Source organism: Olleya namhaensis, from assembly GCF_900114005.1.
In the GTDB taxonomy this organism is placed as follows: Bacteria; Bacteroidota; Bacteroidia; order Flavobacteriales; family Flavobacteriaceae; genus Olleya; species Olleya namhaensis.
On sequence record NZ_FORM01000013.1, the window covers coordinates 1 to 16,632 of the forward strand.

Genomic DNA, 16,632 nt, shown 5'->3' on the forward strand with positions numbered 1-16,632 from the left:
CTTGTACTTGGGACGTAACAGGAACAAAACCTGCGGAACCAACTACAGAATGTTATGAAACTGCAACATTCAACAACACAACGTGTACATGGGATGTTTCTGGATCTAAACCTGCGGAACCAACAACACAATGTTACGAAACTGCGACATTCAACAACACGACTTGTACTTGGGATCTAACGGGAACACAACCTGTGGAACCAACTACGGAATGCTACGAAACTGCAACATTCAATAACACAACTTGTACTTGGGACGTAACAGGAACAAAACCTGCGGAACCAACTACGGAATGTTACGAAACTGCAACATTCAATAACACAACGTGCACTTGGAACGTAACAGGAACACAACCTGCAGAACCAACAACAGAATGTTACGAAACTGCAACATTTAATAACACAACGTGTACTTGGAATGTAACGGGAATGCAACCTGCGGAACCAACAACAGAATGTTACGAAACTGCAACATTCAACAATACAACTTGTACTTGGGATGTAACGGGAACGCAACCTGCGGAACCAACAACAGAATGTTACGAAACTGCAACATTCAATAATACGACTTGTACTTGGGATGTTTCTGGGACAAAACCTACGCAACCTACAACAGAATGTTACGAATCTGCAACATTCAACAACGCAACTTGTACTTGGGATATAACAGGAACGCAACCTGCGGAACCAACAACAGAATGTTACGAAACTGCAACATTCAATAACACAACGTGCACTTGGAACGTAACAGGAACACAACCTGCAGAACCAACAACAGAATGCTATGAAACTGCAACGTTTAATAATACCACATGTACTTGGGAAGTTTCTGGAACACAACCAGCAGAACCAACTACGGAATGTTATGAAACTGCAACGTTTAATAACACGACTTGTACTTGGGATGTAACGGGAACACAATCTACTGAACCAACTACGGAATGTTATGAGACTGCAACATTCAACAACACGACTTGTACTTGGGATGTTTCTGGAACAAAACCTGCGGAACCAACAACAGAATGTTATGAAACTGCAACATTTAATAATACAACGTGTACTTGGGATGTAACGGGAACGCAACCTGCGGAACCAACAACAGAATGTTATGAAACTGCAACATTCAATTATACAACATGTACTTGGGATGTTTCTGGAACACAACCTGCGGAACCAACTACAGAATGTTTCGAAACTGCAACATTCAACAACACGACTTGTACTTGGGATGTAACAGGAACACAACCTGCAGAACCAACTACGGAATGTTATGAAACTGCAACATTCAACAACACAACTTGTACTTGGGATGTTTCTGGAACAAAACCTGCAGAACCAACTACAGAATGTTATGAAACTGCAACATTCAACAACACAACTTGTACTTGGGATGTTTCTGGATCTAAACCTGCGGAACCAACAACAGAATGTTATGAAACTGCAACATTTAATAATACCACATGTACTTGGGATGTAACGGGAACACAACCTGCAGAACCAACTACGGAATGTTATGAAACTGCAACATTCAACAACACAACGTGTACTTGGGATGTTTCTGGAACAAAACCTGCCGAACCAACTACAGAATGTTATGAGACTGCAACATTCAATAATACAACTTGTACTTGGGATGTAACAGGAACACAACCTACAGAACCAACAACAGAATGTTATGAGACTGCAACATTCAATAATACAACATGTACTTGGGATGTAACAGGAACACAACCTGCAGAACCAACTATGGAATGTTACGAAACTGCAACGTTTAATAACACGACTTGTACTTGGGATGTAACGGGAACACAATCTACTGAACCAACTACAGAATGTTATGAAACTGCAACGTTCAACAATACAACATGTTCTTGGGATGTTTCTGGAACACAACCTACTGAACCAACAACGGAATGTTATGAGACTGCAACATTCAACAATACAACTTGCACTTGGGATATTTCTGGAACACAACCTGCAGAACCAACGACAGAGTGCTATGAAACTGCAACATTTAACAATACAACTTGTACTTGGGATGTTTCTGGAACAAAACCTGCGGAACCAACAACAGAATGTTACGAAACTGCAACATTTAACAATACAGCTTGTACTTGGGATGTTTCTGGAACAAAACCTGCGGAACCAACAACAGAATGTTACGAAACTGCAACATTCAACAACGCAACGTGTACTTGGGACATAACTGGAACGCAACCTGCTGAACCAACAACAGAATGTTACGAAACTGCAACGTTCAACAACACGAATTGTACTTGGGATGTAACGGGAACACAACCAGCAGAACCAACTACGGAATGTTACGAAACTGCAACATTCAACAACACGACTTGTACTTGGGATGTAACAGGAACACAACCTGCAGAACCAACTACGGAATGTTATGAAACTGCAACGTTTAATAATACCACATGTACTTGGGATGTAACGGGAACACAACCTGCAGAACCAACTACAGAATGTTATGAAACTGCAACCTTCAACAACACAACTTGTACTTGGGATGTAACTGGAACACAACCTGCAGAACCAGAAATAGAATGTAATGAGACAGCTATCTTTAATGAGATAACATGTGCTTGGGAAATATCAAATAATGGACCTAAAAACATCTATTATGCTGACACAGACAACGATGGTTTCGGAGACTTTGACAATACAATTGAAGCATGTACTCTTCCTGATGGATACACTACAAATAATGAAGATTGTGACGATACTAACGATACCATTTTTCCCGGAGCTACCGAAATTGGAGGAAACGGAATAGATGAAAATTGTGACGGAATGGATGATCCTACTTTAGGAGTAAATGATTTTGAAATAGAAAACATAAACATTAGCCCTAACCCATTTAATTCTTATTTAAGCATAAAACTTCCTTTGGCCTTAAGAAATGAAATGATTACCACAAGAATTTATGATATAAATGGAAGAATAGTTCACAGAAATATATCAACACCAATTAACGGTAAAATCGTTCTAAATAATTTAGAAAGATTAGAACAAGCACCTTACTTTTTAAGAATTTCTAACTCCAAAAATGTAATAATCCACACTCACAAATTGATAAAATTCTAAACAAAAAAACTCCCAAAAAAGCTAAATATTGATTTATTTAGCTTTTTTTACGCATCAAATAGTCGTTCAAATACCATAAAATAGGTTGAAATGTAAAAATAATTTTTGTTTTAAATATTTGAAAATCAACATATTAACAATTACATCTTACCGTTCATCGAATAATATTGCGTTTCAAGGACAATTTGTTATATATTTGAATTCTAATATTTAGTCCCTAACTAGAACTTAACCAATTATGCGAATTTTCACCCTCAAAAATTATTTTATTACATTACTTACTTTAAGTTTATTTATTACAGCCTCAATAGCTCAAACTACTTTAGGTTTTTACGATTTCGAATCTGGAAATCAAGGTTGGTCAGGAGGATCAACAGCTGTCAGAACCAACAACGCCACTTACGCCTATAGCGCAAATAATAGTTTTTGGTTAAGAGATAACTCTGGAGATAATTCAGCTATGACCTCGCCATCATATAGTTTATTTCTTTATGATAAAATCGATCTTAAGTTTTTCTTTACAGCATACAGCATGGAAACTGGAGAAGATTTTTTTGTTGAATACAATAGTGGTGGATTAGGTTCATCTTGGGAAACAGTAAAGCGATTTGTAAGCGGAAATGTATCTGATAAATCTGCTGACTTTCAACGCACTAATTCTGTTATTTATTATAGTAAAACAGTAACATTAATGGCTACAGACTTTAGCTTCCCAATATTACCAACAGGACAATTTAGAATACGATGTGATGCTAGTGACACAAATGATTATGTAATGGTCGATGACATTTTAATAACTGGTACTACTTATAACACGCCAACTAATGGACCAGGCGGTGTAACTAATAATTTAGACTTATGGCTAAAAGCAGATCAACTTGATGGTACAACTTATGGTTCTGATGGCGCAAATGTTACCAAGTGGTCTGATAATGGAAAAGGAAATCATGCCGAAGTTGTTGTAACTGGTCAAGAACCAGTATACAGAAATAATAGTGGTAAAAACATGAACTTTAATCCTGTGATAGAGTTTGAAAACAATAACAACACCTCAGGCTCTGACATGACCTATTTAACTAATAGAGATGAGTTAAAAGGAACAGGAGGTTTTAACACCAATGATTTGTTTGTTGTTTTAATGCCAGATCCTAGTATTACAAGCTCTATGGTACCATTAGATACTTTTACTAGCTCAGATCCTTTAACAGAAAGCTATACAGAAGACGTTACTGGATTTGGTTACGGATCTTATACTGCACGGTTAAATAATGAACGCCTAACGTATTGTATCGGAACAACAAGTGAAACACCAACTAACCCTGCCGAAAATGGATATGCTAGATCAGACACTAATTCATCAACAGATTATAATCAAATTCAAATTGTAAATATTAGACAGAATGCTAGTGATACTGATATGGAATTATATTTTAATGCCAATCAAGTTGGGAACGAAACAAATGATATATCTCGATACGCTACAATAAATAATGGAAGATACTGGTTGGGTCGAAGTCAATATTGGAATGGTAGTTTTGATGGTCGTATTGCTGAGGTAATTACATATAACTCAAGAAAATCTGATAACAACCTATCACAAGAACGCAATAGAATACAGTCATATTTAGCAATAAAATATGGAATAACGTTAGGTATAAATGGTACTTCTCAAGATTATGTTGATAGTTCTGGAAACATAATATGGGATCAATCTGAAAACTTAGGCTACAATTATGACATAACAGGAATAGGTAGAGATAATGACTCCGAGTTAAATCAAAAGCAATCTAGAAGTGTAAATGACAATACTGATGGCGCCGGAAGAATCCAAGGTATTCTTACAATGGGACTAACTGATTTACATGATACAAATTCTACAAATATTAGCACCAACCCTACTGCGTTTGGAGATAAAGAATTTTTAGTTTGGGGAAATAATAATGCTAGTTTAGACGCTGCACCAAATGTTATATCTGTAGACATGAGCTCAGGAATTTCAGGTTTATCTACTCCTGTTAGTTTTCTTGGTATGCAACGTACTTGGAAGGTTGTTGAGAATGGTGGAGACATTTCTGAAGTAAAAATTAGAATTCCTCAAAATGCAATTAGAAATATTAGCCCTCCGGGTAATTATTATATGTTTATTTCAAACACACCTGTATTTGACCCTACTGCAGATTACAGAATCATGACCATTAATGGTACTGATCTTGAAACAAGCTACGATTTTGATGGTACAAAATATATCACTTTTGGATACGCGCCTCAAGTAGAAGTCGTGCGCTCTGTATATTTTAATGGTGCTACAGACTATATAGACATGGAAGACAATTTAGATTTAAACCCTTCAGGCTTTACGATATCTGCGTGGATAAAAAGAGACGCAGCTGACACTGGGATTAAATCAATTGTTTCAAAACGAAACAATCCTTTTACAGAAGGTTATGACTTTCAAATTTTAAATGACAACAGAATTAGAATGTACTGGAAAAACGGAAGTAATCAGACATTAGCCAGTATTACTAAAATCCCTGATAACGAATGGCATCATGTTGCTGCAATTTACAATGGCACAAAAATCTATTTATACATTGACGGTGTTTTAGATAGGTCCGTAAACAGATCTGCACCTGTAAGCACAACTAATTCTTTTCATGTAGCTTCTGCTGCTAAAACAAGTACAACACAATTTTTTAGAGGAAATATTGATGAAGTCCGAGTTTGGAGTACCGCTTTAAGCGTAAACCAATTACGTTATATTATAAATCAAGAAATTAAACAAAACGCAGCCTTTGTTTCTGGTAAAGTATTACCAACAACAATTACAAATAATGAAACCGCAACGCTAGCTTGGAATACACTAGAAGGATACTATCCAATGTCCATCTACACATACACCAACACTAATGATGCATCAGGTAATAATAGACAAGGTGCTTTAAGAAATCTAAATACTGTAGATTTCCAAACTGCTCCACTACCCTATTCTTCTAAATCTAACGGAACTTGGACTAGTCATAATACATGGACCAATGGGGACAAACAATACATTCCAGGCTCTGCATCAATTGTAGATTCAGATATAACTGTAGACTGGAACATTGTACAAACAAGTCATAATATAACCATGGATAACGCCAGTTTACCTACTAACAATAATAGCAACAGACGTGTATTAGGTATGGATGTTCAAAGCAATACGCTAATGCTAGATGGTACTACAAGTCTAAGAACTGGAAATGGCTTAACTATAACACATTACTTAAAATTAGATGGTAAAATTGATTTACAAGGTGAATCTCAATTAATTCAATCTTTAAATAGTGATCTTGATGTAACTAGTTCTGGAACGTTAGAACGAGACCAACAGGGTACAAAAGATTTGTTCACATACAATTATTGGTCTTCTCCAGTAGGTGTTGGTAATACAAGTACAAATAATAATGCTTACACTTTACCACAAGTATTTAAAGATGGTACAGATCCTAACAATCCAATAGACATAAATTTTATAACTAGCAGTTATGATGGAACAACAGGAACTCCAATAGGAATTGCAGATTATTGGATTTGGAAATACTCTAATCAATCAGGCGCTTATGCAGATTGGCAACATGTAAGAAGTACAGGTACTTTAATTTCTGGAGAAGGGTTTACCTTAAAAGGAGTTACAGACACAGGAGGAAACGTTTTATTAGAACAAAACTATGTTTTTAACGGAAAACCAAACAACGGTAATATTACACTACCAATAACAGTAGGTAATGAATATTTAGTAGGTAACCCATACGCTTCGGCTTTAGATGCTAATCAATTTATAATGGATAATGCACCTACTATTGAAGGCGCAGGAAGCACTACTGGAACATTATATTTTTGGGAACATTGGGGAGGTGGTTCTCACAACCTTGCAAATTACCAAGGAGGTTATGCTACGTATAACTTATCAGGATCTACTCCTGCTGCCAGTTATGGAACTAATGACCCATTAGTTGGAACAGGCGGAACACCGGTTAAACTACCTGGGCGTTACATCCCTGTTTCTCAAGGTTTTTTCGTTAAAAGTGAAAACACAGGAAGCATTAGGTTTAATAACGGTCAACGTGTATTTGAAAAAGAAGGAGCTTCCTCTGTATTTGTAAGAACCTCTGACACTAATGCAATTAGTGATGTTTATAATTCTGATGACCGCTTAAAAATTAGATTAGGCTTTAACTCGGTTAACAATTTACACAGACAGTTATTAGTTACTGAAGATGCTAATGCTACTCCAGGTTACGATTGGGGTTATGACGGAGAAAACAACGAATCTCAAATGGATGATATTTATTGGATGATTGAAGACAACCAGTACATAATACAAGGTACAAATACCATTAACACCTCTACGATATTACCATTAGGAGTACATACTAATACGGACGGAGAAAACACTTTTGTAATTGATGCTTTAGAAAACACACCGGAAAACATGGAAATTTACATCTATGATACAGTAACCAACCTATATCATGATATTAAACAGGATACGTTCTCAATTTATCTTGCTGCAGGTGCTTATACAGATCGTTTTGAATTAAGATTTAGTCAATCTGAAGTGTTGTCTACAAATGAATTTGATATTGAAACAACAATACAATTTTATTATGCAAATAATTCCAATACTATTGTAGTTAACAACCCTAAGTTAGAAACTATCAAATCTGTGAGTTTATTTAATATAATTGGACAGGAAATTACTATTTTTAATGACTTGGAATCTATAGATTTAATCGAATTAAAAACAAATGTAATAAATACAGGCACCTATATATTAAAAGTAAAAACTAACGATGGAACATTCTCTAAAAAGGTTTTAATCGAATAATAAAAGGTTACCAAAATTATTTATATGAATAAAAACCCAAAACACTTGTTTTGGGTTTTTAATTTTAAACCATTTAACTGTATTAAAAAACACTTAAACGTATAAACAAATCACAAAGCAGCACTAAAGATGTATTTCGTCGAATAATTTTGTTATTCATCTAATTTATAGGTAGTTTTATCCCGATTTAAATATTAGTTCCCCAACTAAACTAAAATCCTACTTATGAAAAACTATACTCCTAAAGTATTACTAGCTAAAACATTATGTAAAAACATGATGTTTACTGTTTTGTTTTTAAGTTTCTCTTTAACCTATGCACAAACCTCAGCAGTTCAAGTAACAGTAAATTGGCCCGAATGGTCTTCAGAAAATAGGGTGCAAATATATAATCCTTCAGGTACATTATTAGCTACTATTGATGATGGTTATACTGGCGCTTCAAATTCGTCTTATTCAACAACCTTAGATTTAAGCTGCTTACCTGACGGAAACAATTATTATGCTACCATGTACGACACATATAATGATGGTTGGAATGGCGGCGCCTCCAATATTACCATAACCTCAAGCGGTACAACTGTATTAACAAATTCAGGTAACAGTGCAAACTCAGGCGGAACAACCTTATATTTTAATGTTTCTGGAGGATGCAGCGCTACCTGTACTTCTGTTATTACAACTTTTCCATACACTGAAAGTTTTGAATCTGGTTTAGGAGATTGGTCTCAAGATACAGGAGACAATATGAATTGGACACGAGATGCTAATGGTACACCATCTAGTAACACCGGGCCTTCAACTGCTAATGATGGCAACTATTATTTATACACAGAAGCAACTGATTATAATAACAGTACCACTAATTTAATAAGCCCATGTTTTGACTTATCCGGTGCCAGCAATCCGGTATTCTCATTTTACTATCACATGTATGGTAGCGCTACTGGAAATCTAAATGTAGACTTAAGTACAAATAATGGCGCAACCTTTCCTAACAACATCTGGTCACAATCTGGTCAAGTGCAAACTAGCAATGGTGCGTCGTGGGCTTTGGTTACATTAGATTTAAGCGCATACGTTGGACAAAGTATTAACCTAAGATTTTCAGGAACAACAGGTAATGGTTTTAGAAGCGATATCGCTATTGACGATATTTCTCTTATTGCTACCACAACACCATTACCTGAAATAGATATTACAGGAAATAGCATTAGCATAATCAATGGAGATACAACACCAAACACTTCAGACAACACCGATTTTGGATCTACAAATGTTACTACAGGAAACGCTACTAAAACATTCTTAATTAATAATGATGGAACACTTCCATTAAACTTAACAGGATTATCCCCATATGTAACAATAACAGGAGCAAACGCTTCAGACTTTACGTTAACAACAACTCCTACTTCAGTTATAGCTGCCGGAAACACGACTAGTTTTGACATTACTTTTGATCCTTCTGCTAACGGATTAAGATCTGCAATACTGACAATAGCAAATAACGATTCTAACGAAAATCCTTATGTTTTTTACATCCAAGGGTACGGTACAACATCATCAGTAACCAATGGACCAGGAGGTATTACTGCTAACTTAGAAACATGGCTAAAAGCAAATGATGGTGCTGGTGTTAGCGATAACCAACCTATAACAACTTGGTATGATCAAGCAAATACAAATAACGCTACAGTAAATACCGCAGGACAAGAGCCAACATACAGAGACCATCCTGATTACAACGTTAATTTTAATGCAGTCTTAGACTTTGATAGCTCTTATACACTAGCCCCAACAGATGATGATTACTCTTACGACAGCACAAATGGAGATTTCTTAGAAGGAGGAACCGGTTTTTACACTCAAGATATGTTTGCTGTTATTTTACCCGACACTAATATAAATGCAACATTTGGTAATATGGATGTATTTTGTGGAGACGAAGATATTAATACAAATACAGTAGACGTTACAGGGTTTGGATACGGGCGTTACTCTGCAAGATTTACTAATGAAGTCTTTGCGTATTGCGTAGGACCAACAACTGCAACATCACCATACACTGGATACGGTGTCGCTGACAACAACACGTCTAACAACTATAATAATGTAGGAATATTAAACGCCAGAAACAATAGCGCTTTAACTAGACAAGAGTTGTTTTACAATGCTAATAATGTTGAAACCGTACAGAATGATATTTCAGATTTTTCAAATGTAAATAATTCTCGTTATTGGATTGGAAGAAGTGAAGGTTATGAAGCAGCAACAAATGCTAGAATAGTAGAAATAATCTCATTTTCTTCTCGTAAAAACGATGCAAACCTATTAGACGAACGTAATAAAATACAATCTTATCTTGCTATTAAATACGGAGTAACATTAGGTGTTAACGGAACGTCACAAGATTACGTTGCCTCAAACGGATCCGTAATTTGGGATACTTCTGCTAACTCAGGTTTTAATTATGATATTGCAGGAATTGGAAGAGATGACGATTCTGACTTAACCCAAAAACAATCTAAAAGTGTCAACAACTCAAGTATTGTTGCAATATCATTAACTAATACAGAAACAACAAACAACCTCAACACCAGTGCATTTAACACTAGTAATGAATTTTTAGTTTGGGGTAATGATGGACAAAACACAAGTACCTCAGGAAGCTCAATTACAGTTAGCTTAGGACCTGCAACTGTTACTACCATTACAGATGTAATGAACAGAAAATGGAAAATAGTTGAAACTGCTGGTGATGATATTGGAAAAGTTGAGGTATCAGTATTTGATACAGATCTTGCAGGTTTACCGCCTTTAACAGGAAACGATGCCTACGTACTATTAGTTTCTGATGATGCTGGTTTTTCAACCAATCTGCAAACAGTATTTTTAGACTCCAATACTTTTAATGGTATCCCAACTAAAGAAGGTAGTTATGATTTTGATGGAACAAAATATTTCACTTTTGGAGTAGCACATGAAGAAATAAAATCAAGACATTTAGGCTTTGACGGTGTAGATAATTTTACACTAGTTGGAGACAAAATAGATTTAGCTGGAGATTTTACTGCTTCCGCGTGGGTAAAAACAAATGGTTCAAACGCCCTAGCTTCAGACAAAACTATAGTTGCAAAAAATGATGGTGTTGATGGGTATAAATTCTTTTTAACAGATAGCAACTTAGTAAGTTTTACAATAGGAACTACCACTTCAGGAAAAATAGAATCCAATACTACAATTCCAAATAATGTATGGCATCACGTCGCCTGTGTTTACGACAATGGCATTGCTAAATTATACATTGATGGGGTTTTGGATACTACAAAAACATTAATTAACCCGACTCCTAATGGTTCTGACTTTGCTATTGGTGCCATTTATATTGACAAAACAAATGTTTTAGATTTTTTTAAAGGAGATATTGATGAGGTTAGAATCTGGGATCAAGCGCTTTCTATTACGCAGCTGCGCTATGTTATGAACCAAGAACTTGAAAAAGCAGGAACAGTTGTTAATGGCGTTATTGTACCAAATACAATTACCAAAAATGATATTAACAGTATCAACTGGACCAATCTTAAGGCGTATTACAACATGAACTCTTATATCGGAACCCATCTTAACGATGTTTCTGGAAATGGCAATAGAGGTAGCTTAACAGACCCTAGTAAGTTTACTTTAGAGTTCCAATCCTCTCCACTACCCTACAACACCTCAGCAGATGGTAATTGGGACAACTCTAATAGTTGGGCAAGTGGTACCGAGTGGTATATTCCAGGATCACAATCTTTAGTGGACCCAAATATTACCATAGACTGGAATATAGTTAACACCAACCACAACGTTACCTTAGACAATGCAACTTTGCCTTCAATAAATAAAAACAACAGGACTATTTTAGCTTTAAATGTACAAAACAACATTTTAACTGCAGATGGTGCTACTGCAACTAACTCTGGAAATGGTTTAACTATCACGCATTATTTAAAAATAGATGGTAAAATTGATTTACAAGGCGAATCTCAATTAATACAAACTTTTGAAAGTGATTTAGACAGCACCAGTTCCGGAACTCTAGAACGCGACCAACAAGGAACACAAGATTTATACACTTATAATTATTGGTCATCTCCTGTAGGCGTAACAAATACAACTAGTAACAATAATAGCTACACGGTACCTACAATTTTTAAAGACGGTAGTAATCCTGCAGCACCAGTAGATATTAACTTTATTACAAACAGTTATGACGGTACATCAGGTACTCCTATTGGAATCGCTGATTATTGGATATGGAAATACGCTAATCAATCTGGAGCTTATGCCGATTGGCAACATGTAAGAAGTACAGGATCTTTAAATACAGGGGAAGGATTTACACTAAAAGGAGTAAATAACACTAATGGAAATGTACTAACAGAACAAAACTATGTCTTCCAAGGAAAACCTAACAATGGCGAAATAACACTTCCTATTACAGCTGCTAACGAGTACCTAATTGGAAACCCTTATGCATCTGCAATAGATGCACATCAGTTTATTTTAGATAACGGGCCTACCATTGAAGGTACAGGAAGCACAACAGGAACATTATATTATTGGGAACATTGGGGAGGTGGCTCTCATAATTTAGCACAATACCAAGGTGGTTATGCCTCTTACAATCTATCCGGAGCAACACCTGCTGCAAGTTATGGTACAAATGACCCACTAGTAGCGACTGGTGGTACTCCATCAAAATTACCGGGTCGTTATATTCCCGTAGCACAAGGTTTCTTTGTAAAAAGTGAAAACACTGGTACTTTAAAGTTTAATAATAATCAACGTGTCTTTGAAAAAGAAGGCAGTGGATCTTCAGTATTTGTAAGGCAAGATGTTGACAATACAACCGATGACAACTATAATTCTGACGAAAGGTTAAAAATTAGATTAGGCTTAAATTCCGTTAACGGAATACACAGACAATTGCTAGTAACTCAAGATCCAAATGCTACTTCTGGTTATGATTGGGGCTATGATGGTGAAAGTACAGAAAACCAAATTGATGATATGTATTGGGATATTAACAACGGGAATTACATCATACAAGGGATTGATGTAATTAACACTAGCACAGTATTACCTTTAATACTAAAAACTAACTTAGACGGTAACAACACGATTACGATTGATGCGCTAGAAAACGTGCCTTCTGACTTAGACATTTACATACATGATATTTTAAATGCCACTTATAGCGATTTAAGAGTATCTGATTTTACAATACAATTAGTCGCAGGAGAATATACTGATAGGTTTGAATTGGTCTTTAGTGCTTCAGAAACTTTAGGAGTTCAGGATCTTACTTTAGAAACTACACTAAATACTTATTACGCCAACAGCAGTAATAGTATTGTTGTAAGCAATCCTAAATTAAATAGTATAACATCTGTAAATCTTTATAACATATTAGGACAACTTATTGCTGATTTTTCAGATTTAGAAACTCAAGATTATATCGAATTAAAAACAGGTAAACTTAGCACAGGAACCTATATTATTAAGTTAAAAACAGATAATGGAGAACTATCTAAAAAAGTTTTAGTTGAGTAAGTGAATACCCCAAATTAATTCTCATTTACTAAAAAAGCCGAAACTTGCGTTTCGGCTTTTACTATTATAAAGAGTTACCTTTTATTTTATTTTAGAAATCATTGTTTCTAAGTCAACAGTATCTTGTGTTCCAGACACCATATTTTTTAAAGTAAACTGGCTGTTTTTCAATTCTTCTTCACCAACTAAAACAACAAAAGGAATGTTACGCTTGTTAGCATAATTCATTTGTTTTTTCATGTGTTTTCCGTTTGTAATCTTATCAGGATACAACTCAGCATTTATACCAGCTTCTCTTAATGCTTTTACAGCTTTTAAGCAGAACAAAGCTTCGTTATCTCCAAAGTTAATAAAGATAACCTCTGTAGATTTAGTTATAGTTTCTGGAAACAATCCTAATTCTTCCAAAACTAAGTAAATACGATCTAATCCAAAACTGATACCTACTCCACTAACATTTTTAAGACCAAAGATACCTGTTAAGTCATCGTATCTTCCACCTCCACCAATAGATCCCATAGCCACACCTTCTGGTGCAGATACTTCAAAAATAGCACCTGTATAGTAATTTAACCCTCTAGCCAAAGTTACATCTAATTGCAACTTTGCAGATTTTAAACCTAAAGTAGAAATTGCAGTATTAATAAAATCTAATTCTTCAATACCCTTTTGACCTTCTTCAGACGTTGATAATATTGATTTTAAACTGGCTATTTGAGAACCAAAATCGCCAGTTAATGTAAACAACGGTTGAAGCTTAGCAATACCAGCTTCAGAAATACCTTTACCAAGCATTTCTTCTTTTACCTTTTCCTCTCCTATTTTATCTAATTTATCTAAAGCAACAGTAAAGTCAATTAACTTATCACTTGCTCCAATAACCTCTGCAATACCAGAAAGTATTTTACGGTTATTAATTTTAATAGTCGCACCTTCTAGTTTTAAAGCAGTAAAGACCTCGTCATACAATTGTACAAACTCAACCTCTTGCCATAAACTATCACTTCCTACAACATCTGCATCACATTGATAAAACTCTCTAAAACGTCCTTTTTGAGGTCTATCTGCACGCCATACGGGCTGCATTTGATAACGTTTAAATGGAAACTCTATATCGTTTTGATGTTGTACCACGTATCTTGCAAATGGCACTGTAAGATCATAACGCAATGCTTTCTCTGATATTTTAGTTGTTATTTTATTTGAATTTTTCTCAGTATATAAGTCATCATTTACTTTTGACAAATAATCACCACTATTCAAAATTTTAAAAATCAAACGGTCACCTTCTTCTCCATATTTACCCATTAAGGTATCCGAGTTTTCAAAACTTGGTGTTTCTATAGGTTGAAACCCAAAACGCTCAAATTTAGACTTAATAGTACTAAAAATGTAGTTACGTTTTGCTACTTGTTCTGGATTAAAATCTCTTGTTCCTTTTGGTATGCTTGGTTTTTGTGCCATAATATTTTCTGCCGAAGCAGAACTATTTTTAATGATTACTTATAATTTTAAAATAGAACCTACTACTGTAGGCTTGACAAAAATATATAATACTGTTGTCTTTGTGTCCCTTTAGAAGAAAAAACACTATTACCTACCACAACAAGCCTGTAATACGTTTTTACTAATTATGAATGTCTTAGTTGATTAACTTGTTAAAATACTCATACAACTCCCCTTTTGTAATTGCGCTACCAGATTGGATCAACTTAAATTTATCTAAGTTTTTGTCTTCAGAATAATCTTTTTTACCTTGAGTAAATGTAACCGTATCATCCATTAAATTTTCGCGCAACCAATTAAATCCATCAGTTGTTGTTACATCTATAGGTCCATCTATTTTAATTCCAATAACATGCATGTGATCTTCGTTAAACACAAACAAATGTATGTTGTGCTCCGATATCTGCTCTACATACTTTACAGTAGATAAGACACCTTCCCAAACCAAGTCGCTAAACACATCTAATTCTTGCTCTGCAACTTCAGGCTTTTCAGTTTTAAGCTTATCCCACTCGTCTGCGGTAATGGTTTGCGTTGCTAAAAAGTTAATAAACTCTTTATGTAATTCTTCAAATTGTTCTTTTGTAAGTCTAGAATACTTCATCTTCTCTATTTCTTAATATTTAATGCTTTAGCTACTTCAAAAGGTCTATCAGTTGCAAAAAGATCTATTCCTTTATCTCTCCATAACGTATATGGCACCTCTCCTTTTGCCTCTGCTTGCTTATCTAAGTTTCCTAACGTACCTAACATGGTTTTTATACCGTGTGATTGTACTGTTTTATAAAAGTAGTTTGGAGATAATCTTGTCCCCGTAAATGCTAACATATTTTGTGTTGGTATTTTTGAATTTAATAACCAATCTAATTCTTTTTGATTTCTAGCAGATACAGATAACATTAAATTAGGCGCTAAACCGTATGCTTCTTCCGCTTGCTTTAAATCGTATGTAATAATTATTGAGACATCTTCTGCTTCTACTTGCTTTACTAAAGCTACAATAGCGTCAAAAGACACACTCTTTTTCTTATCCAATGTAAGTACTACGTTTTTTTCTTTAGCCCAAAGTAAGACCGCTTTTAACGTTGGTATTTTAAAGGCTGTCTCATTACCATAATCATCTTCTAAATTAAAGGCTTGCAACTCCTGGTAAGTATACTTGTTTAATTTATCTGTTCCAGTAGTGGTACGCTCTAATGTATTATCATGCATTAATACTAATACATTATCTCTAGTCTGCGCGATGTCAATTTCATAGATAGCAGGAATACTATCATTTACATATTTTAAAGTTTCTAAACAGTTTTCAGGATAATGCTTTAAACCTTTACCACCTCTGTGCACACTAATAATCAACTCTTGCTCTGGCTGGTACTTAAAAGTTTCGATTAACGCCGATTGTTTAAGTGTAGAAGCATCTACTGTAGTTGTTTTTGATACTTGAGCTGTCTCTTTTTTACAAGACACAAAAGCCACTAATAGCACTGCTAAGTATATGTTTTTAAAGGCAAGGTTTCCGCGAAAGCGTTGAAATAAAAAAATCATTTAAAAATGTTTTAA

6 protein-coding genes are annotated in these 16,632 nt (G+C 35.0%); 3 read left to right on the forward strand and 3 right to left on the reverse strand.

Features of this window, described 5'->3' with window-relative positions; all coding sequences use genetic code 11:
- From BMZ09_RS15285 to BMZ09_RS15295, 3 genes are all read left to right on the forward strand, one after another.
- Positions 1 to 3,101: MopE-related protein (locus BMZ09_RS15285; RefSeq protein WP_090842241.1), on the forward strand; the 3,101-nt coding region annotated here is incomplete at its 5' end.
- 238 nt (positions 3,102 to 3,339) lie between these two features.
- Positions 3,340 to 7,968 (forward strand): DUF8202 domain-containing protein, encoded by a 4,629-nt coding sequence (locus BMZ09_RS15290; RefSeq protein WP_090842243.1) that lies wholly within the window; start codon positions 3,340 to 3,342, stop codon positions 7,966 to 7,968.
- Between the two features lie 225 nt (positions 7,969 to 8,193).
- A complete protein-coding gene (locus tag BMZ09_RS15295; RefSeq protein WP_245741157.1) occupies positions 8,194 to 13,566 on the forward strand; it encodes a DUF8202 domain-containing protein in 5,373 nt (1,790 codons plus the stop codon).
- Positions 13,567 to 13,647: 81 nt separating this feature from the next.
- Here the strand turns inward: BMZ09_RS15295 and hisS are convergent, their stop codons facing one another.
- The 3 genes from hisS to BMZ09_RS15310 all read right to left on the reverse strand — a co-directional run bounded on the left by hisS (position 13,648) and on the right by BMZ09_RS15310 (position 16,617).
- Entirely contained in the window at positions 13,648 to 15,030 is a 1,383-nt protein-coding gene (gene hisS, locus BMZ09_RS15300; RefSeq protein WP_090842245.1) for a histidine--tRNA ligase, read from the reverse strand.
- Positions 15,031 to 15,208: 178 nt separating this feature from the next.
- A complete protein-coding gene (locus BMZ09_RS15305; protein ID WP_090842247.1) occupies positions 15,209 to 15,676 on the reverse strand; it encodes a DUF6495 family protein in 468 nt (155 codons plus the stop codon).
- Positions 15,677 to 15,681: 5 nt separating this feature from the next.
- The gene (locus BMZ09_RS15310) at positions 15,682 to 16,617 is read right to left on the reverse strand and encodes a glycerophosphodiester phosphodiesterase family protein (RefSeq protein WP_090842249.1); all 936 of its coding nucleotides are present in this window, start codon (positions 16,615 to 16,617) and stop codon (positions 15,682 to 15,684) included.
- Between the last annotated feature and the right edge of the window lie 15 nt (positions 16,618 to 16,632).

Excerpts from the sequence above, each read along its gene's own strand:
- hisS (WP_090842245.1), bottom strand. The coding sequence starts at position 15,030 with ATGGCACAAAAACCAAGCATACCAAAAGGAACAAGAGATTTTAATCCA.
- BMZ09_RS15305 (WP_090842247.1), bottom strand. The coding sequence starts at position 15,676 with ATGAAGTATTCTAGACTTACAAAAGAACAATTTGAAGAATTACATAAA.
- BMZ09_RS15295 (WP_245741157.1), top strand. The coding sequence starts at position 8,194 with ATGAAAAACTATACTCCTAAAGTATTACTAGCTAAAACATTATGTAAA.
- BMZ09_RS15290 (WP_090842243.1), top strand. The coding sequence starts at position 3,340 with ATGCGAATTTTCACCCTCAAAAATTATTTTATTACATTACTTACTTTA.
- BMZ09_RS15310 (WP_090842249.1), bottom strand. The coding sequence starts at position 16,617 with ATGATTTTTTTATTTCAACGCTTTCGCGGAAACCTTGCCTTTAAAAAC.